General features: G+C 60.5%; 13 protein-coding genes. 8 read left to right on the top strand and 5 right to left on the bottom strand.

What is annotated here, in order from left to right; all coding sequences use genetic code 11:
* The first annotated feature begins 62 nt into the window (after positions 1 to 62).
* From NW840_RS11270 to NW840_RS11250, 5 genes are all read left to right on the top strand, one after another.
* Positions 63 to 377, top strand: coding sequence for a YlxR family protein (locus tag NW840_RS11270; RefSeq protein ID WP_414344343.1), 315 nt, complete (start codon positions 63 to 65; stop codon positions 375 to 377).
* Between the two features lie 375 nt (positions 378 to 752).
* A complete protein-coding gene (gene infB / locus NW840_RS11265; protein WP_414344342.1) occupies positions 753 to 3,920 on the top strand; it encodes a translation initiation factor IF-2 in 3,168 nt (1,055 codons plus the stop codon).
* A 126-nt stretch (positions 3,921 to 4,046) separates the two neighbouring features.
* Positions 4,047 to 5,876: a proline--tRNA ligase gene (locus tag NW840_RS11260; RefSeq protein WP_414344341.1), complete on the top strand. Its 1,830-nt coding sequence runs from the start codon at positions 4,047 to 4,049 to the stop codon at positions 5,874 to 5,876.
* Positions 5,877 to 5,897: 21 nt separating this feature from the next.
* The gene (locus tag NW840_RS11255; protein WP_414328900.1) at positions 5,898 to 6,515 is read left to right on the top strand and encodes a hypothetical protein; all 618 of its coding nucleotides are present in this window, start codon (positions 5,898 to 5,900) and stop codon (positions 6,513 to 6,515) included.
* A gap of 27 nt (positions 6,516 to 6,542) precedes the next feature.
* The gene (locus tag NW840_RS11250; protein ID WP_414344340.1) at positions 6,543 to 6,830 is read left to right on the top strand and encodes a hypothetical protein; all 288 of its coding nucleotides are present in this window, start codon (positions 6,543 to 6,545) and stop codon (positions 6,828 to 6,830) included.
* Positions 6,831 to 6,911: 81 nt separating this feature from the next.
* On the opposite strand, the gene NW840_RS11245 is transcribed toward NW840_RS11250, so the two are convergent.
* Both NW840_RS11245 and NW840_RS11240 read right to left on the bottom strand, forming a co-directional pair.
* Positions 6,912 to 7,961 (bottom strand): hypothetical protein, encoded by a 1,050-nt coding sequence (locus tag NW840_RS11245; RefSeq protein WP_414344338.1) that lies wholly within the window; start codon positions 7,959 to 7,961, stop codon positions 6,912 to 6,914.
* Positions 7,962 to 8,300: 339 nt separating this feature from the next.
* A complete protein-coding gene (locus NW840_RS11240; RefSeq protein WP_414344337.1) occupies positions 8,301 to 8,786 on the bottom strand; it encodes a hypothetical protein in 486 nt (161 codons plus the stop codon).
* Between the two features lie 184 nt (positions 8,787 to 8,970).
* Here NW840_RS11240 and NW840_RS11235 point away from each other — a divergent pair, with 184 nt between their 5' ends.
* Positions 8,971 to 9,099, top strand: a complete 129-nt coding sequence (locus NW840_RS11235) for a hypothetical protein (RefSeq protein WP_011432750.1) — start codon at positions 8,971 to 8,973, stop codon at positions 9,097 to 9,099.
* A gap of 407 nt (positions 9,100 to 9,506) precedes the next feature.
* Here the strand turns inward: NW840_RS11235 and tkt are convergent, their stop codons facing one another.
* Positions 9,507 to 11,507 (bottom strand): transketolase, encoded by a 2,001-nt coding sequence (tkt, locus tag NW840_RS11230; protein ID WP_414344335.1) that lies wholly within the window; start codon positions 11,505 to 11,507, stop codon positions 9,507 to 9,509.
* A 174-nt stretch (positions 11,508 to 11,681) separates the two neighbouring features.
* On the opposite strand from tkt, the gene lipA reads away from it, so the two are divergent.
* The gene (gene lipA / locus NW840_RS11225) at positions 11,682 to 12,575 is read left to right on the top strand and encodes a lipoyl synthase (RefSeq protein ID WP_414344332.1); all 894 of its coding nucleotides are present in this window, start codon (positions 11,682 to 11,684) and stop codon (positions 12,573 to 12,575) included.
* 91 nt (positions 12,576 to 12,666) lie between these two features.
* On the opposite strand, the gene NW840_RS11220 is transcribed toward lipA, so the two are convergent.
* Positions 12,667 to 13,941 carry a dihydrolipoamide acetyltransferase family protein gene (locus NW840_RS11220; RefSeq protein WP_414344329.1) on the bottom strand — a complete coding sequence of 425 codons (1,275 nt, stop codon included), beginning with the start codon at positions 13,939 to 13,941 and terminating at the stop codon, positions 12,667 to 12,669.
* 81 nt (positions 13,942 to 14,022) lie between these two features.
* The gene (gene ppsA / locus NW840_RS11215) at positions 14,023 to 16,488 is read right to left on the bottom strand and encodes a phosphoenolpyruvate synthase (protein ID WP_414344326.1); all 2,466 of its coding nucleotides are present in this window, start codon (positions 16,486 to 16,488) and stop codon (positions 14,023 to 14,025) included.
* Between the two features lie 325 nt (positions 16,489 to 16,813).
* On the opposite strand from ppsA, the gene NW840_RS11210 reads away from it, so the two are divergent.
* Positions 16,814 to 17,767, top strand: a complete 954-nt coding sequence (locus tag NW840_RS11210; protein WP_414331111.1) for an RluA family pseudouridine synthase — start codon at positions 16,814 to 16,816, stop codon at positions 17,765 to 17,767.
* Positions 17,768 to 18,012 lie beyond the last annotated feature (245 nt).

Here is an 18,012-nt window from a genome sequence, read left to right as displayed (position 1 = left end):
ATCCGTACTGAACATATTATACATTATTTTCAGTATAGTTGAGCTTATTATTGACTAGAGTCATGCTCTTGCCGGGTGCCGATCCGCTGCGTCGTTGTGTAGGGTGTCGCCAGTTGTTTCCTCGCTCACAACTGTGGCGGCTGGTCAGGCAATTTGATTCCCACCAAGTGCTTTTGGATGAGGGTATGGGGCGCTCTGCCTATGTCTGTCGGCGGCTGGAATGTCTGCAAGCAGCCCGGCGCAAGCAACAGATAAACCGAGCCCTCAAGGCACCGGTGCCTGACTCGTTGTTTCAACGGCTGTTGGATTCTCTTGAGCAGGATTGCCAGGGGCATCTCCTCCAAAAGCCTGAGCCTCAGAGGTATTCCCAAACATAGGTAAGATATTTAAACGCCCTTTTAGGTTCATTAGGTTGCGAACTACACGACAGCCCCTCTCAACTGTCAGAATGGGAGTTGGCCGGAAAACTGAGGTCAGGCTGGAGGAGCTGCAGAGAGGTTATTCTGGAGGCGCTGTTTCCACCTATTCTTTCCCTGGCTGCCCTACTGGATGTCCCCTGCGGATGTTGCCAGAGCAGCTTCAGACCTGGGTTCCCTTCAGGCCGGATCCCCGGAGGATTGCCGAGCTGTTCTCGATGCGCCGGAGGAAGCCCCCGCAAGCCCGAAAGGTTCGGCTCAACCCAATAACTTGGTTCCCATTGAGTTTGGATAGTAAAACTGACGAGAAGTAAAGGAGCAGAGGCTAGCAGACGAATGACCGATAAAGTTCGAATTTATGATATTGCCCGTGAGATGGGGCGTGACAGTCGGGAGGTGCTGGAGGTTTGTGAGCAACTGGGGATCCCTTTCAAAACCCACAGCAGCACCATTTCTCCGGAGCAAGCTGAGTTGGTGCGCAGCAAGCTGGGCGCCCCCCACATTGTGAAGCCTCCTCGACCCCGGCCCAAACCCCCATCTGAAAGCCTGCCGCCGGAGCCTCCTGCTGAAGCCAAAGTCGGTGAGCGCCCTCAGCAGAAAGTTCCCGGCACCGCCAGCGCGATCGTCGGCATTCGTCGGCCCACGCCCGTTCAGCAGCAAGCCCCAGTTGGCGAGGCCAAGACGGCTGAAACTCCGCCGGCTGCCAAGCCCTCGCTGTCTCGACCTGAGCGAGTCTCCCCCGAAAAAGGATCTGCCAGCGGTGGTGCTCAGCTCATAGGCCCACCGCGGCGGCAAGTTAGCCCTCCTGTCCGCTCGTCTGAGGCCGCCCAAAAGCCGGAGACTGTTTCTCAACCGGCAACCCCTCCCACTCCCTCTGAGTCTGCCGCGGCCAAAGCCAGCGGCTCGGAGCCCAGTCCTGTGGCCAAGCGCCCAATCGTACTCTCGCCCCCTCAACGAGCTACCTCCGGGACAAAACCGCCGGCAGAGCGGCCTGAACCGCCGCAAAAAGCTTCCGAGCCCAGTCGCCCCAGCCCCTCAGAAGCACCATCCCCCAGCCACGCCCGCGTTCCTCAGCCTGCGGAAGAAAAAGCTCCTTCTCCTCCACCTGCGCAGCGCCCCCGTCCACAACTGGTGGGCGCACCTGTTCGCCCTGGCACGCGTTCTCCGGTGACTGAGGAAAACCGTTCCAGCAGCGGCAAAGCCGGTGAAGCCCCTCGTCCGCAGCGGCGGATGGAATTGGTGGGGCCCCCTACCCGTCCTGTGGCCAAGCCAGCTCCCCCTGAGCCAGATGCCGCCTCTCCCTTGCCAGAGAGGATCCCTGGGGAACGTCCCAGCCCGGTGTTGGTAGAGGCTCCTGTAAGACCTACCCCACCCAAGGTCAAGCGCAAAACGGAAGAAGAAGAGGACGACGAGCTACAAGCTCTCAGTCGGCGGGCTGCCCGCGTCCAAGCCAAACGCAAACGCAGTCGGAGACGAGGGGAAGGAGATGGAGATGGTTTGGATTTGGATCCCATGACCATCATTTCAGCGGTCAAGCAGGCTGAGCCGAACGCCCTCAAGCCCTTGGCTCGCCCCACCGCCAAGCCTCCTTCCTATCGCCCACCCGTGGCAACGGCTGCTCCCACCGCCCGCCCCCGCCCTGCTGCCCGTTCGCAGCAGCAACCCACCTCCGCTGAGGCTGGTGCTGCCGATCGCGCTAGCGGGACAGAGCCCTTGCCCGAAGAGAAGGTGTTGCTCTTGGATGGCAGCCTCACCGTTCAGGAATTGGCCCATCGCCTGCGCGTGGCCGAAACCGAGATCATCAAAACCCTCTTTTTCAAGGGGGTGATGGTGACCATCAACCAGGTCTTGGATGAGTCGCTGGCCGAGTCGGTGGCCAAAGAGTTGGGCTATGAGATTCGCCGACCCGAGGCAGAACCCGAGGCCAAAAAAACCGAAATGCTGGATGTGGAGGACATCGACCATCTGGTCTCGCGTCCGCCGGTGGTAACCATCATGGGCCACGTGGACCACGGCAAAACCACTCTCCTCGATGCCATCCGCGACACCAAAGTGGCGCAGGGAGAGGCTGGCGGGATCACCCAGCGCATCGGTGCCTACCATGTGGATGTGAACTTCGAAGGCCAGAAGCGGCGCATCGTTTTCCTGGATACTCCTGGCCACCAGGCTTTTACCGCCATGCGCGCCCGGGGAGCCCGCGTCACCGACATTGCGGTTTTGGTGGTGGCCGCCGACGATGGGGTACAACCGCAAACTCTGGAAGCGATCAGCCATGCGCGGGCGGCTCAGGTGCCAATCATCGTGGCCATTAACAAGATCGACAAACCCGGCAGCCAGCCGGAGCGCATCAAGCAGCAGTTGGCGGAGCATGGCCTATTGCCAGAAGAGTGGGGTGGCGACACGCCCATGGTGGAGGTGAGCGCTCTCACCCGCCGTAACCTGGATGCTCTGCTGGAGATGATCCTATTGGTGGCCGATGTAGCGGAGCTGCAGGCCAACCCCAATCGTCCCGCTCGCGGCACGGTGATCGAGGCCCACTTGGACAAAGCCCGCGGGCCAGTGGCCACTTTGTTGGTGCAAAACGGCACCCTGCGGGTGGGGGATACCCTGGTGGCCGGCGCAGTGCTGGGCCGGGTCAAAGCGATGATGGACGACCGCGGCCAGCGGTTGCAGGAAGCTGGGCCGTCTTCGGCGGTACAACTGCTGGGCTTGGATGAAGTCCCGGCAGCCGGGGATGAGTTTCAGGTTTACACCGACGAAAAAGAGGCCCGTCGCATTGCCCAAGAGCGGGCGGAGGTGCTGCGGCAAACCCGTCTGCAACAGGCGCTGCTGTCTCGTCGCGTGAGCTTGGGTAGCGTTTCCGCCAAAGCCCAAGAAGGCCAGCTCAAGGAGTTGAACTTGATCATCAAGACGGATGTCCAGGGATCCGCCGAGGCCATTCAGACAGCGCTGCGGGATTTGCCCCAAGAGGAAGTCCAGTTGCGGGTTCTGCTGGCGGCCCCTGGCGAGATCACGGAAACCGATGTGGATTTGGCTGCGGCCAGCGACGCCATCATCCTCGGCTTCAACACCACCCTGGCCCCCGGCGCCCGCCAGGCTGCCGATGACAAGGGTGTGGACGTGCGGGAGTACGACATCATCTACAACCTGCTGGACGATCTGCGGGCGGCCATGGAGGGCTTGCTGGAGCCGGAAGAAGTAGAGGAGCCGCTGGGTCAGGCGGAGGTGCGCATGGTGATCCCCATCGGGCGCGGTGCGGTTGCCGGCAGCTATGTGCTCTCGGGCAAGGTGCAGCGCAATGCTCTGGTGCGAGTTCGCCGCAGAGGGGAGGTAGTTTACGAGGGACGTCTAGACTCCCTGAAGCGCTTCAAGGACGATGTGCGGGAAGTGGCTGCGGGCTTCGAGTGTGGGATCGGCATCGACAAGTTCCAATCCTGGCAGGAAGGCGACATCATCGAGGTGTACCAGATGGTCACCAAGCGGCGGACGCTGGCCTCTGTCTAGCTTCATCAAGGCACTTCAGGTTGGCCTGCCGGTCAGGCCTGTGTTCTCGGGCAGAGGATCCCAGACAGGGAGGGAAAATTTGAGCTGATCGCGTAAGCGGGACGGAGTCCTCAGAGGGGGGAATGGATGCAACAGAGCCAGAGACTGAGCCAGATGCTGTTTGTAACGCTGCGGGAGGATCCCGTCGAGGCCGAGTTGCCCAGCCACAAATTGCTGCTGCGGGGCTGCTTTATCCGGCGGCTCTCCCCAGGGATCTACACCTATCTGCCGCTCCTCTGGCGGGTGCTGCAAAAGATCTCGGAGATCGTTCGCCAGGAGATGAACGCCATCGGTGGGCAAGAGTGTCTGCTGCCCCAGTTGCAGCCGGCGGAGATCTGGCGGGAATCGGGGCGATGGGATGTGTACACCCAAGCCGAGGGGATCATGTTTGCCCTTAAGGATCGCCAGGGACGTGAGCAGGCCCTAGGCCCCACCCATGAGGAGGTGATCACCTTGCTGGCCCGGGATCTCATCCGCTCCTATCGCCAGTTGCCGCAGACGCTCTACCAGATCCAGACCAAGTTCCGGGATGAGATTCGACCCCGCTTTGGCCTGATGCGAGGGCGGGAGTTCATCATGAAAGACGCCTACTCCTTCCATGCCAACGAGGAAAGCCTGCGCCAGACCTACCAGGATATGTACCGAGCCTATAGCCGCATCCTCAGGCGCTGTGGGCTGGAGTTTCGCGTGGTGGATGCTGATGCCGGGGCGATCGGGGGGCCATCGGCGGCCTCGCAGGAGTTTATGGTGCTGGCCTCTGCCGGAGAAGATGAGATTCTCTACACGCCCGATGGCTCCTATGCTGCCAATGTGGAGAAGGCCGTCTCCATCCCGCCGCCAGCGGCAGAGTCTCCCTACGGATCTTTTCAGGTGTTGGATACACCGGGGACGGAGACCATTGACAAGCTCGCCGATTTCCTGAAGATTTCCCCCACCCTTATCGTCAAAAACGTCCTCTACCAAGCCCTTTACGACAACGGCCTGCGGGTGGCAGTGCTGCTCAGCATCCGCGGGGATCAAGAAGTCAATGAGGTCAAACTGGCCAACCACCTCAGCCGCTTGGCAGAGCGCTACCAAGCCAGCAAATTGCTCAAGCTCACCTTGGCGGATGCCGAGATCCAAAACAGTTGGCAGGGGGATCCCATCCCGGTGGGCTACATTGCCCCCGACTTGCCGGATAGCTGTCTGGGCCGGCAAAAAAACCTTGCCCCCCAGATCCTGCGCTTGGCCGACCAGACGGCAGCTCTGCTGCAGAACTTTGTGACCGGCGGCAACCACGTGGGGCGGCACGTGGTGGGGGCCAACTGGGGCGAGCAATATCCCCTGCCGGAAGTGGTGGATGTGCGCAAAGCGCAAGCGGGGGATCGTTCTGTACTCAACCCCGACCAGATTCTGGAAACGGCCCGTGGCATCGAGATCGGCCATATCTTTCAGCTAGGCCTCAAGTTCTCGCTGCCGATGCGGGCCACTTTTACCGACGAGCAGGGATCCGAGCAGCCCCTCTGGATGGGCTGTTATGGCATTGGGGTATCCCGCTTGGCCCAGGCGGCGGTGGAACAGTCCCACGATGCCAATGGCATCATCTGGCCCGTGGCCATTGCCCCCTATCATGTGGTGGTGGTGGTGCCCAACATCTCCGACCCCGAGCAGATGAGCGTGGCAGAGAAACTGGTGCAAGATCTCGCTGCTGCCGGCATCGAGACCCTCTGGGATGACCGGGACGAGCGGGCCGGCGTCAAGTTCAAGGATGCAGATCTCATCGGGATCCCTTACCGCATCACCACAGGGCGCAGCCTCAAACAGGGCAAGGTGGAACTCACCGAGCGGGCCAGCGGCCAAGCCACGGAAATTCCCATTGAAGAAGTGGTGACTACCCTGAAAGAGCGGATTGAAGCAGCCCTAGCTGTGCCGGACTGAGCGTGGCTTCTCCTGAACTCCATGCTGAACATCTCCATTCTTAAAGAAGACGAATCCTATACTTTTCGCTCTTATTTTGAGATGCCCTACGAGCCAGATGAAATCTTGGCTCAGTTCGGCTATCGACTGGAAATTGGGGAGTGGACATGGCCTGTTGCCCCTGCGCCGCCGCAAACCCCAGTTCTGAAAGATCGGATCCGACAATTGTTACCTTTGGTTAGCCTCACCAGCGAAACAGCGCGGCGGGAATTGCTGGTGGCTCCTGTGCTGACCGAAGTGGCTCTCCATTGTCGAGTTCCTTTGCGGCTGGAGTATCCCCTGATGGTCAACAATTGGTTGAAGGGCAGCCTCGATTATCTGTTGCGAGGGAAGAACATCCTGCTGGTGGTTGAAGCCAAAAAGGACGATCTAACGCGAGCCTTTGTGCAAATGGCTGTAGAAATGATTGCCCTGGCGCAGGTGGAGCAGCAGGCTCAGATCTACGGTGCAGTGACGATGGGGTCTATCTGGCAGTTCGGACAAATTCTTGCCGATCAGCAGGTGATCAAACAAGACTTAACGCTGTATCGGGTACCTGAGGAGCTAGAAACCATTGCCGGCATTCTCACTGCCATGGTCAGCAGCCCTAGCCAATCGTGAATTAAAAGCGTGAATTAAAAGTAAGTCATGGATCGAAAAACAGTCTGGTTTGCCCTAAAATTGATGCTGGCTGCTGCCGGGATCAGCACAGCCATCAAGTATGGTGGCCCTTACTTGGCCTTGCCGGAGCAAATACCGGTGGTGATCGGGATGATCGTTTTGCCCACCCTGATCGTGGCCGGGCTCCTGTGGCGCTGGCAACTACAGTCTCCTCTCTCAAAAACTCCCCTGCCAGCCGGCAAGGGATCCCTGGGAATTGAAGATGATAGAGCCTTCACCCCCAGCCCTTCTCCCAGGGGAGAGAGGGAAGTCTGAACTGCTGGACATGGAAGGCTGCCCAGATCCCTTGATGGGTGGGGGGAAGGCTATCGGGATGGATTGGGATCCCTTGAACCCCTACTGCTGGGTAAGGCGCAGGGTTACCGTTGGGCTGGTTTGGTTGCCGGAAGTGGCCGTGAGATTCACCTGATACACCGTGCCAGAGGCCGGAATGGGAGGCCGAACGGTGATGGTGAAACGGCCCTGGGCATCTGCCTGCACAGTTTGGTTGGTCACGGTCTGTTGGGCGCTGATGATGCCCCCCAGAGAGGTCGAAGCCGTTACATTCACCCGCACCGAAGCATTGGGAGCTGTAGTGCCCTGCAGCGTAAACGAAGAACCGGAAACCCGATCCCCATCCCGCAGGTTGGTGATCTGAGGCAAGAGTGGGCCGGGGGCGCTGACCGTGGCGGAAACCTCTTGGGTGGTCAGCCGCTGGATGCCCCCGGTGGCCCCTTCGATCAGGCGGGCCGGTTGTTCGGCGGTCATGAAGCGCACTTGGCCGCCATTTTCCAGGCGGGCGACAACGATCCCTTCCCGGGTGGTATCCTTCGCCTCGATTAGGGCATTCACCACATAGGTGCCGCTGGAGACTTCCTGAGCCGGCAGGGTTTGCACTTGCCGTCCATCTTGGATGAGGTAAACCGTCACCCGGCTGGAAGGGGTACCTTTGACGGTGACCAACAGGATTTCTCCCGCTGCCAAGGGGCGACTGCCGGCATTGTGATCCACTAAGTCGATGGAAGCGCGGACAGGGCTGCCCACAGTGAAGCTCCAAGTCACGCGGCGGGTCACCCCCTGGGTATTGGTGAACTCCAGCAGAACTTCCCGGCGCCCCGGCGGCAGGGGTTGGGCAGGGCGATAGGTGAAGAAATCGCGGGTAATCACCGACTGGGAAGTGACGTCTTGGCCATCCAGGAAAACCCTCACCGTTTCCGGACGCACGCTGACGCCATCTTGGCTGCGAAAAGAAGCCGAGATTGGCGAGGTGGGCTCAACATTGGTGGCCGCTTGAGCTGGGCTGGGATCCGTAATTTGCTGAGCCCTTGCAGGCAAGCTCGACAACCCCACAACCGCAGCACCGATCACCAAGGCCCGGGGAAACCAGGAATACAAGTTATCGCTCATGAGACCATCCAAGAAAAAGATAGAGTACAGACAGACTACACAGGCAACAAGCCCAGAGAAAGGCTAAACAGAGTCCGGCAGAACATCGGCCTCGATATCCTGTTCGCATCCTGTCACAGGGGATGGCCCCTGTCGATACGCCTAAACCTCTGATCGGCTCTCCAATAGACTCAATCCCAGCGTCAAAACCGGGCAAAGTCAACTGCCATCTACCGTGTGGGATCCCATGTCCATCCTGGCAAAGGCCAGAAGATGACTGTAGGTGAGGATGTAAGGGATCCCTTTGAAGGATTTGACTTAACTTGTGTTCGATGGGTAATCGATGGGTATCAGCTCATCTCAATTCACAAAAATAGCCCCTGTCGCTTGCAGATCGAGGCAGTGGTCGCCGGAGACATCGTTGACCAGGCGCACTTCTACAGTGATCACGTTGAAAGAATCCACGCTCACCTGGTAGCCCACAGGAGCCAACATCGGCGTGTTGATGGCCATGCAATTGGGGATCAACAGGTTGCTCAGGCGCAACGTTTCGCCTGCAGGCAGTTCCGAGACCTTCTGACGGGGATCGGTAAAGCCGTATTCCAAAGGCAGACCGGTGCGATTGCGGATCACCAGCTCTGCCGGCAGGTCGGGGTTAAAGCGGGCCACTGGGCGATCAAAAACCAATTGATCGACACCCACCGGTAAGCGCGGCAACGGCACTGTCTGAAAGGTAGGCTGAGCGGCAACCCAGAGGGATCCCTGCAACAACCCTCCGCCAACCCAGCCGCCCAGCAGAGTCGCCAACGTCAAAACCATTCTTTTGCTCCGTTCTGCATAGCTCATGGCTTTCGCCTCAGGATGTGCTTCCAGACTGGTGGGAGTTGGATCCCTTGCCTGCTTGTATTGTTCCCAAAAACGGCTGGCCGGGCCAGATGGCTGCTGTTTTTTCCAGGGTATGCCCCAACCAGCTAAGATCCCGTGGGGGGGAAGTTAAGTTAGAGTTGGCAATGCAAAGGGAGGCATGGCCATGCCAGCAGAACCGAAAAAGTCGGAGAAAAACTTCTCGTGGAAGGGCAGTGCCGACGCGGGCCGGGCGCTGACGATTTTGGCTGCCGTGGGAGCCGCGGTGATTTTACTGGCGGGGTTCCTACAGTAGGCAAACAGTAGGCAAAGCTGTTTGTGTCTGCAGCCGGCACAAGCACCTCAGCACGGCGGCGGAAGCCAAAGTTTCTTCTTCAAGGCGATTTCAAGGCGATGGTGGCAGCCTGCTCGACTTCCAACTTGCCTTCAAGGATCATCCCCGCCATGGTTGAAGATGTCCTCAAGGCAAAGGTGTTGTCTGCGGGGCAGGAAGCCGCCCTCGACTGCGTTCTCCGCCATGGCTGCCCTACAGAAAGAAGCAGATCCGGATGCTTTGGAAGTCCTGCTGATTGGTTGATGCGAGGTTCGCTACGCCTGTCCGGGTCACGCCGCTGGGCAGCAGGCTCAACAGGGAAAAAAGCCCAGCAGAGAAGGGATCCCTGCTGAGCCCCTTGAAAGCGCCGAGGAAGGGGTAAAGTGCCCTCAGCCCAGCAGCCGGCGGGCAGTGTTGAGCACGTTCTCCACCGTGAAGCCGAACTTCTCCATACACACCGGGCCGGGGGCGGAAGCGCCAAAGCGATCGATGCCAATGGCCACCCCCTCAAACCCCAGGTACTTGTGCCAGCCGAAGGTGCAGCCTGCCTCGACGGAGACGCGCTTGGTGACGTTGGGGGGCAGAACCGAGTCTCGGTAGCTCTGGGGCTGGGCCTCAAACAGCTCCATGCAGGGCATAGAGACCACCCGCACCGCCCGGCCTTCCTGCTTTAGTTGGGCGGCAGCTTTCACTGCCAGCTCCAGTTCAGAGCCGGTGGCGATCAAGATCAGCTCTGGGTTGGGGGCATCCACCACCACATAGGCCCCTTTGGCTACGCCTTCAATGGAGGTGCCTTCCACCGGGTTGACCGCCTGCCGGGTGAACACCAGCACAGAAGGGGTGGTCTTGGCTTCTAGGGCCACCTGGTAAGATCCCACCGTTTCGCGGGCATCTGCCGGGCGCAGCACATAGAGATTGGGAATGGCCCGCAGGGAGGCCAAAGTTTCCACCGGCTGGTGAGTGGGGCCATCTTCTCCCAAGGCGACGGAGTCGTGGGTCATGACGTGCAGCACCCGCACTTGCGAGAGGGCCGATAGGCGGATGGCAGGCCGCATGTAGTCGGTGAAGATCAAAAAGGTGGCGTCGTAAGGGATGAGGCCTCCATGAAGCGCCATGCCGTTGGCGATGGCTCCCATGCCGTGTTCCCGCACCCCAAAGCGGAAGTTGCGCCCCTCGTAAGATCCGGCCTGAAACTCTGGGATCCCTTTTAAATAGGTCATGTTGGAGTGGGCGAGATCTGCGGATCCCCCCAGCAGTTCCGGCACCGCTTTGGCCAAGGCATTCAGACACAACTTGGAGAGGTTGCGGGTGGATTCTCTGCCGGTTTCGGCAATGGGCGCCAGGGCTTCTTTCCAGCCCACAGGCAGCTCCCCGGCCATGATGCGCTTGAACTCGGCGGCCTCTTCGGGGTAGGCCTTCTCGTAGGCGGCAAAGCGCTCGTTCCACTCCGCTTCGGCTTTGGCCCCTTTCTCGATGGCCTGGCGGAAGTGGGCCAGCACCTCGTCGGGGATGTAAAACTCCGGCTCCAGCGGCCAGCCCAGGTTTTGTTTGGTGAGCTTCACCTCCTCCGGTCCCAAAGGCGCCCCGTGGACGCTCTCGCTGCCGGCCTTGTTGGGGGATCCGTAGCCGATGGTGGTCTCGACAATAATCAAGGACGGCTTGTTGGTGACTTCCTTGGCTTTCTGGATAGCCTCGGCGATCCCTTTCAGGTCGTGGTTGCCGTCGTCTACCTTTTGCACGTGCCAGCCGTAGGCTTCATAGCGTTTGCCCACATCTTCCGTAAAGGCGATTTCCGTTCTGCCGTCGATGGAGATGTGGTTGCTGTCGTAAAGCATGATCAGCTTGCCCAGTTGCAGGTGGCCGGCCAGAGAAGCTGCTTCGGAAGCCACCCCTTCCATGTTGCAGCCATCGCCCAAGATCACGTAAGTGTAGTGATCCACAATGGTGTAACCGGGCTTGTTGAAGCGGGCGGCCAGATGGGCCTCGGCAATGGCCAACCCTACCGCATTGCCCACCCCTTGCCCCAGCGGGCCGGTGGTCACCTCCACCCCCGGAGTTTCAAAGTTTTCCGGGTGGCCGGGGGTTTTGGAGCCCCACTGGCGGAACTGCTTAATGTCCTCCAGGCTTACATCGAAGCCGGTTAGGTGCAGCAGCGCGTACTGCAGCATGCAGCCGTGCCCCGCCGAGAGCACAAAGCGATCCCGATCCACCCACTTGGGGTTGCGGGGGTTGAACTTCATGAACTGCTGCCACAGCACATAGGCCATGGGTGCTGCTCCCATCGGCAGGCCGGGGTGGCCGGAGTTGGCCTTCTGAACAGCATCCACCGCCAAAAAGCGAATCGTGTTGATGGCAAGTTGTTCCAGAGAGGGAGGAGCAGCAACAACCATGTGGGATCCCTATCGCTCGACATTTGCTTTCCAGTATGCCGCGTTTTGGGTCGTGCTTCCGAGGCGCTAGGGATCAATTGGGCCGGGAAATTGGCTTTGTCCAAATTCAAGGGGGCCAAATGACAGGCTAAGCTGAGTGATACCGTCGCCGCTGTTTTGTGTTGGAGCACTTCTTTGACCGTTGTTTCTTCTTCTCCTGGCGGCAAACCCTCCTGGCTGCGGGCCAAGGCCCCTCAACGGGTGGGATCCGTCAAACAACTGCTGCGGGACTTGGGCCTAAACACGGTTTGCGAAGAGGCTTCCTGTCCCAACCTGGGGGAGTGTTTTGCCAACGGCACCGCCACCTTTTTGATCATGGGCCCGGCCTGTACTCGCGCCTGCCCCTACTGTGATATCGACTTCACCAAACGCCCCCTGCCCCTGGATGCCACTGAACCCCGGCGGGTGGCGGAAGCAGTGGAACGCTTGGGATTGCGCCATGCGGTGATTACGTCGGTGAATCGGGACGACCTGCCCGATGGGGGAGCCGGCCAGTTTGTGGCCTGCATTGCGGAAATCCGCCGCCGCATGCCCCAGACCACCATCGAGGTCTTGATCCCAGACCTATGTGGTAACTGGCAGGCGCTGCAGCAGATCTTGGCCGCCCGACCGACGGTGCTCAACCACAATACCGAAACGGTGCCCCGCCTCTATCGCCGTGTGCGCCCGCAGGGGAATTACGAGCGCTCCCTCAAACTGTTGGAGTTGGCACGGCAATGGGATCCTGGCCTGTACACCAAGTCGGGGGTGATGTTGGGCCTGGGAGAAACTGCCGAGGAGATCTTGCAGGTGATGCGGGATCTGCGCCGGGCAGGGTGTGACATCCTCACGCTCGGCCAATACCTGGCGCCCAGCCCCAAACACCTGCCGGTGGAGCGCTACGTTCCCCCCGAAGAGTTCGACCATTGGCGACGGGTGGGAGAGGAACTGGGCTTTTTGCAGGTGGTGTCTTCGCCCCTAACCCGCAGCTCCTACCATGCCGAGGCTGTGCAAGAGTTGATGCAGCGCTTTCCCAGGAGGAGCTCCTGAGCGCTGGGGCCTCGCCGGCTGCCCGACCTTGTGGGTTGCGCGAGAGAAGAAACCTACTCTGAGATTGGCTCAAGGCCGGGTTTCAGGGCGGCTACAACGTCAGGGATCCCACCTTGTGCTCTATGAGCTGCGCCAGATCTTGCAGGAAGGCCGCTGCATGGGCGCCGTAGATGACACGGTGATCGCAGGTGAGGTTCACCTGCATTTGGGAACGGATGGCAATGGCTTTTTCCGGCGTCGCCACCACCGTGGGGCGAGAAGCGCCGATGGCCAAAATGGATCCCTGGTTGGGGGGCAAAATGGCATCGAAGCGATCCACCCCGAACATGCCCAGGTTGGAGAGGGTAAAGGTGCCGCTATTGTACTCTTCCGGCTGCAGTTGCTTGCGCCGCGCCCGCTCCACCAGATCCTTCCAACGGCGGGAGATCTCGTACAGATCGAGCCGGTTGGCCTGCTTCAAGACAGGAGTAATCAGCCCGCCATCCTCCATGGCCACCGCCACCGCGATGTTGATATCGGCTTTGTAGTGGATCCCGCCTTCTGTGTAGCTGGCATTCAGAAGGGGGTGCTTCTCCAGGGTCATGGCCACGGCTTTGACCAAGAGGGCCGTCAGGGTGACTCCTTTGGGCTTCACCTGTTGGTAGAGGTGATCCAGGCTATCGGTGGTGATGGTGTAGCCCACGTGGAACACCGGCACGCCAAGGCTGGCGTTCATATTGCGCACCACCGCCGCTTGTAGGGTGCTGAGGGGAACCGTTTCTCCCAAGGGGACAGCCACAGGAGTTGGGGACGTAGGGGCTGGGGCAGAGGGGGCAGCCACTGCAGGAGCGGAAAGGGCCGCAGCTCGCTCCACGTCTTCAGCGACGATGCGACCATTGGGGCCAGAGCCGCGCACGGTGCGCAGATCGATCCCCAGGCTCTCCGCCAGTTTTTTCGCCCGTGGAGAAGCCACGATCCGCTGGGATCCGGCGCCATCCGATCCATTTGGCAGTGTAGAGGTGGGGGTTGCCGCAGGGGCAGGACTTGTCGGCTGAGCTGCAGAGGCGCGGTCTGCGCTAGGTGGAGCCGCAGGGGTAACGCCAGCAGCGAGGGCCTTGGCTTTTTCCTGGGCCTGGGCCACTTCTGCCTCGCTTTCGGCAATCAGGGCGATGGGCGCGCCCACCGGGGCCGATGCTCCTGCCGGAATGAGGATGCTGGCCAGGATGCCGCTGTGGAAGGACTCCACGTCCATGTCCGCTTTGTCCGACTCCACCACCAGGATGTTTTCTCCTTTCTCCACGCGGTCGCCGGGGTTCTTAAGCCAGGTGACGATCTTGCCCGTTTCCATGGTGGAGCTGAGGGCCGGCATGGAGAGTTCGTGGATCATCGATGGGGATGGGAACACAGCAGAAGAGATTGTAACTCAGGAGACGGGATCCCCGCGCACGTCCCTGGGCCGGCTTTGGGCTCACCGGGCGCCAGCCGCTTCTGCTTCGGCCACCACCAGCAGGGTTTTCAGCAGGGAATCGGGGTTGAGGCTGATGGAATCGATCCCTGCCTGCACCAGGAAGCGGGCGAAGTCGGGGTAGTCGCTGGGGGCCTGCCCGCAGATGCCGATCTTGCGGCCATGGCTTTTCACCGTCTGGATCACCTGGGCGATCATCCGCCTGACAGCCTCGTGGCGCTCGTCAAAAAGATGGGCCACCAGGGCTGAGTCGCGGTCTAACCCCAGGGTGAGCTGGGTGAGGTCGTTGGAGCCGATGGAGAAGCCGTCGAAGATCTGGCAAAACGCGTCGGCCAGGATGACGTTGCTGGGCAATTCACACATCACGTACACCTGCAGGCCGTTTTCTCCCCGCACCAGGCCATGGCGGGCCATCTCTTCCAGCACCTTGTGCCCCTCTTCCGGCGTGCGGCAGAAGGGGATCATCAAGATCACGTTGGTCAGGCCCATCTCATCCCGCACCCGTTTCATGGCCCGACACTCCAAGGCAAAGCCCTCACGGTAGCGGGGATCCGTGTAGCGGGAAGCCCCCCGCCAGCCGATCATGGGGTTTTCCTCGTGGGGTTCGTAGCGGGATCCCCCCAACAGGTGGGCATACTCGTTGCTCTTGAAATCCGACAGCCGCACGATCACCGGCTTGGGATAGAAGGCGGCAGCAATGGTGGCCACCCCCTGGGCCAGCTTGTCCACAAAGTACTCCGGCTTGTCGGCATACTGGGCGGTGAGCTCTGCCAGGCGCGGCTCCTCTTTCACCGCCTGCTCGTAGTTGAGCAAAGCCAGCGGGTGGACCTGAATGTGGTTGGCAATGATGAACTCCAGCCGCGCCAGCCCCACGCCATCGCAAGGGATCCCGCTGAGGCCGAAGGCTTTTTCTGGGTTGCCCACATTCATCATCAGCTGGGTGCGGGGACGGGGCAGCTCCTCCAGCGGGATCTCCGTCACCTCATAGGGCAACAGGCCCGGGTAGACCCGCCCTTCTTCCCCTTCGGCGCAGGAGACGGTGATGGGCTCGCCGGAACGGAGCACCTGCGTGGCGTTGCCGCAGCCCACAATGGCCGGGATCCCCAGCTCGCGGGCGATGATGGCCGCATGGCAAGTTCTGCCCCCCTGGTTGGTGACGATGGCGCTGGCCTTTTTCATGATTGGCTCCCAGTCGGGATCCGTTTTTTCGGTCACCAGCACCTCGCCGGCCTGAAACTGATCCGAGCGGCGCACATCCAAAATGACGCGGGCTGTGCCCTGGCCAATGGCCTCGCCTACGGCCCGTCCCCGCACCAGAGGCTCGGGCTGCGCCCCAGGCTGGGTGAAGCGATAGGTGGTCAGCTGGTTGGCCCCTTTTTGCGACTGCACCGTTTCGGGGCGGGCCTGGACGATAAACAGCTCGCCGGTGATCCCATCTTTGGCCCACTCGATGTCCATGGGGGTGAAGCGGCCCCGCAGCGCCGAGTAGTGCTCTTCGATCAGGCAGGCCCAGCGAGCCAGCTCCAGGACTTCCTCGTCCTTGAGGGCATATTGCCGGCGCAGGCTTTCGGGGACGGCCACGTTTTTGGTGGAACGGGATCCCCCCTCGTCGTAGACCAGCTTCAGGGCCTTGCTGCCCAGCTTGCGGGAGAGGATGGGGCGCAGTCCCTGCTTGAGGGTGGGTTTGAAGACCACGTACTCATCGGGGTTGACGATCCCTTGCACCACGTTTTCCCCCAGGCCGTAGGCGGCGGTGATCAGCACCGCATCTTTAAAGCCGGTTTCTGGGTCGATGGAGAACATCACCCCCGAGCAAGCCAGATCCGAGCGCACCATCTTCTGCACCCCCACCGAGAGGGCTACTTGAAAATGGTCAAAGCCCTTGATCTGGCGGTAGGAGATGGCCCGGTCGGTAAACAAGCTGGCAAAACAGTGGTGACAGGCATTGAGCACTGCCCGCACTCCACGCACGTTCAGGTAGGTCTCCTGCTGGCCGGCAAAGCTGGCATCCGGCAAGTCTTCTGCCGTGGCACTGGAGCGCACCGCCACATCGGTGTCGGGGCCGTAGCGCTCGCACAGCTTTTGGTAGGCTTCGGCGATGGCCTGCTCTAGCTGAGGGGGGAAGGGAGTTTGCAAGATCAAGGTGCGGGCAGCCTTGCCCCGCTCGCGCAAATTTTGGACATTCTCAATGTCTAAGTCTTTGAAAATCTCCTGCAACTTCTCCTCTAGGCCCGCAGAGGCGATGAACTGGCGATACGCATGGGCGGTGGTGGCAAATCCTGTCGGCACCTGGATCCCCTTTGAGGTGAGCTGCTGCAGCATTTCTCCCAAGGAGGCGTTTTTCCCGCCCACCTGGGCAACGTCCCGCAGCCCCACCTCCGTCAGGGGCAAGACCAAAGGCGGCTCTGAGCCAAGCTGGGGTTGAGAGGGTTGCTGAAGCTGGGATCCCCTGGTTGCTCCATCCGACATGCCTTACCTCCTTCTTAGATCCATTGAGCCAACGCCAATTGCTGGGGTGTGCTGTGTTGTCGGCTTGGGATCGCTCCCGGCTCTCCTATGCCAACACTCGGCCCAACTCATTCTTGGTGGGCCATAGCCTCACTCTAGTCAGGATTTTCTGCCCCTTAAAATTGCCCAGGGATCCCCCCAAGAAGGCTTAGAAGGCGATGAGACAAGGCAGATCCCCCCACCACCTGCCTGCGGAAGTTGCTGCAAATCTTCGACCTTTTTTACTCAGTGCAAAAGTAGCCGGGCTGCCACAATGGTCAAAGAAGGCAATTTGGGCAACAACGGCATGGAGGGCCACAAGGAGGCTGCAGCAGACATTCGCCAGATCAGGGTGACGGAAAAACAGCAGGGCTTGCGGCTGGATCGAGGATTGGCAGAGCAACTGCCGGAGCTGTCGCGGTCGCGCCTGCAGCAGCTTATCCGCCAGGGCCAGGTTTGGCTCAATGGGCAGCCCTGCCGGGATAAGGATCGCCCCCTGCAAGCTGGGGATGAAGTCGAGGTGCGGATCCCGCCAGCCACCCCGACTGCCCTGCAGCCGGAGCCGATCCCCTTGGACATTCTTTACGAAGATGACGATTTGCTTGTGATCAACAAGCCCCGCGGTTTGGTGGTGCACCCCGCCCCCGGCCACGCCAGTGGCACCCTGGTGCACGCCCTGCTGGCCCACTGCCCCCATCTTTCAGGCATCAACGGCGAGCTGCGTCCAGGTATTGTCCATCGCCTTGACAAAGACACCACTGGTGCCTTGGTGATTGCCAAACACGATCAGGCCCACCAGCACCTACAAGCCCAGATCCAGGCCAAAACCGCCCGGCGCATCTACTTGGGGGTGGTGTTTGGCCGGCCGGCCCAAAGCCAAGGCACCGTCTCTGCCCCCATTGGGAGGCACCCGGTGGATCGGCAGAAAATGGCCGTCCTGACCCCTGGCCAAGGGCGAGTGGCGGTAACCCACTGGCAAGTGTTGGAGCGGCTGGGCAACTACACCCTGATGCAGTTTGAGCTGGAGACCGGGCGCACCCATCAAATTCGGGTGCATGCTGCCCACATGCGCCTACCCATTGTCGGGGATCCCCTCTACACCCAGAGCAAAACCAGCCCTGTTAAGCTGGGCGGCCAAGCTCTCCATGCCTGGAAGCTCTCCTTTGTTCACCCGCGCACAGGCCAGCCGCTGCAGTTTACCGCTCCCCTGCCGGAGGAGTTTGAGCGGCTCTTGCGGCAGTTGCGCAGCCAGGCGGGCTAGGCAGCCTCTGGGGTTTCCCCCTTGCTTTGCCTGGTCATTGCAAACGGCTGTGGAACAGCTGGTTGGTTGATCCCCAGCTCCCCTCGCCCGCAAGGGGTGAGGGTCAGCGGCGAAGGGTCTTCATCTTGTTTGAAACGAGTATGCCCAGTTGTCCCCACACCCGTGGGGGTGAGCGGCAGAGCATGCCTCTAACCCCCAAAACCCTGAACTTTGCTGAATTTACTGAGCTTTAGGCGGTTTGGCAA

It is taken from the genome of Synechococcus sp. R5-13 (assembly GCF_047462015.1).
Classification (GTDB): Bacteria; Cyanobacteriota; Cyanobacteriia; order Thermostichales; family Thermostichaceae; genus Thermostichus.
The sequence above is the reverse complement of the archived record's forward strand: the minus strand, read 5'-3'. Positions and strand labels throughout refer to the sequence as shown.

Bases quoted from the DNA above. Each gene is read 5' to 3' on its own strand.
- NW840_RS11270 (WP_414344343.1), top strand. From the start codon at position 63: ATGCTCTTGCCGGGTGCCGATCCGCTGCGTCGTTGTGTAGGGTGTCGC.
- infB (WP_414344342.1), top strand. From the start codon at position 753: ATGACCGATAAAGTTCGAATTTATGATATTGCCCGTGAGATGGGGCGT.
- NW840_RS11260 (WP_414344341.1), top strand. From the start codon at position 4,047: ATGCAACAGAGCCAGAGACTGAGCCAGATGCTGTTTGTAACGCTGCGG.
- NW840_RS11255 (WP_414328900.1), top strand. From the start codon at position 5,898: ATGCTGAACATCTCCATTCTTAAAGAAGACGAATCCTATACTTTTCGC.
- NW840_RS11250 (WP_414344340.1), top strand. From the start codon at position 6,543: ATGGATCGAAAAACAGTCTGGTTTGCCCTAAAATTGATGCTGGCTGCT.
- NW840_RS11245 (WP_414344338.1), bottom strand. From the start codon at position 7,961: ATGAGCGATAACTTGTATTCCTGGTTTCCCCGGGCCTTGGTGATCGGT.
- NW840_RS11240 (WP_414344337.1), bottom strand. From the start codon at position 8,786: ATGAGCTATGCAGAACGGAGCAAAAGAATGGTTTTGACGTTGGCGACT.
- NW840_RS11235 (WP_011432750.1), top strand. From the start codon at position 8,971: ATGCCAGCAGAACCGAAAAAGTCGGAGAAAAACTTCTCGTGGAAGGGC.
- tkt (WP_414344335.1), bottom strand. From the start codon at position 11,507: ATGGTTGTTGCTGCTCCTCCCTCTCTGGAACAACTTGCCATCAACACG.
- NW840_RS11220 (WP_414344329.1), bottom strand. From the start codon at position 13,941: ATGATCCACGAACTCTCCATGCCGGCCCTCAGCTCCACCATGGAAACG.
- ppsA (WP_414344326.1), bottom strand. From the start codon at position 16,488: ATGTCGGATGGAGCAACCAGGGGATCCCAGCTTCAGCAACCCTCTCAA.
- NW840_RS11210 (WP_414331111.1), top strand. From the start codon at position 16,814: ATGGAGGGCCACAAGGAGGCTGCAGCAGACATTCGCCAGATCAGGGTG.